Origin of the sequence: Streptomyces sp. NPDC056480 (assembly GCF_042795405.1) — a bacterium.
Classification (GTDB): Bacteria; Actinomycetota; Actinomycetes; order Streptomycetales; family Streptomycetaceae; genus Streptomyces.
Genome location: NZ_JBHTSA010000261.1, coordinates 1 through 1129 on the forward strand (window position 1 = coordinate 1; position 1129 = coordinate 1129).

1 protein-coding gene is annotated in these 1129 nt (G+C 71.4%); it reads right to left on the reverse strand.

Annotated features, from left to right (window positions below; all coding sequences use genetic code 11):
* A partial coding sequence (locus ACFQ79_RS40720) for a condensation domain-containing protein (RefSeq protein ID WP_383593444.1) occupies positions 1-1129 on the reverse strand: 1129 nt, incomplete at both ends.

Sequence of the window (1129 nt, forward strand, 5' to 3'; positions counted from 1 at the left end):
ACATCCGTACGCAGAACCAACGTATTGACGAAGAAGCCCACGAGATCGTCGAGAGCCTGATCCGTCCGCCCCGCGACCGGCGAACCGATCGGGACGTCACTGCCGGCACCGCACCGTGACAGGAGGGTGGCGACAGCGGCCTGAGCGACCATGAACAGGGTGGTTCCGGTCTCGCGCGCCAGCCCGGTCAGGGCGGCGTGCGTGTGCGCGGGGGCGGTCACCTTGTGGGTGGCCCCGCGGTAGGAGGCGACGGCCGGCCGTGGCCGGTCCGCAGGCAGTGTCGCCTCCTCGGGCAGTTCGGCCAACTGCTGTCGCCAGAAGGCGACTTGGCGCTCCTCATCGATGGCGAGGAGGCTCCGCTGCCACAGTGTGTAGTCGGCGTACTGGACCGGGAGCGGCGCCCAGTCGGGCGCGGCTCCCGCGCTGCGGGCCGTGTACGCCGTGGCGAGGTCCCGCAGGAGCGGGCCGTTCGACCAACCGTCGGAGGCGATGTGGTGCATCACCACCAGAAGCACGTGCTTCACGGGGGACAGCTCCAGCAGGTCCGCGCGGATGGGCAGATCCGTGGAGAGGTCGAACGTGGTGCCGGACAGTCCGGCCAGCACCTGGGGCAGCGACTCCTCCGTCACCGGGGTCACCGGGAGCGCGAGGTCGGTCGCCGCGAGGGAGCGGATCGCCTGGTGCGGCGAGCCGCCCTCCGAGGGGAAGGAGGTCCGAAGGGATTCGTGGCGTACGGCGACGTCGGCGAGCGCGAGACGCAGGGCCTCGACGTCGATGCCGCCGGTGAGCCGTACGGCCAGCGGGATGTTGTACGTGGGCGAGGGCCCCTCCATCTGGTCGAGGAACCACAGGCGCTGCTGGGCCGAGGACAGCGGGAGCCGCTCGGGCCGCTCCCCCGCCACCAGCGCGGGGCGCTCCTCCTCGCCGCCGCTCACCGCGATCAGCTCGGCGAGCCGCGCCACGGTCGGGTGCTGGAAGATCTCCCGCACCCCGAGCCGCACCCCGAAGGCGTCGCGGATCCTGGAGGTGAGCTTGGTGGCGCGGAGGGAGTGGCCGCCGCGGTGGAAGAAGTTGTCGTCGATGCCGACGGATTCGAGTCCGAGGTTGTCGGCGAAGAGTCCGCAGAGGA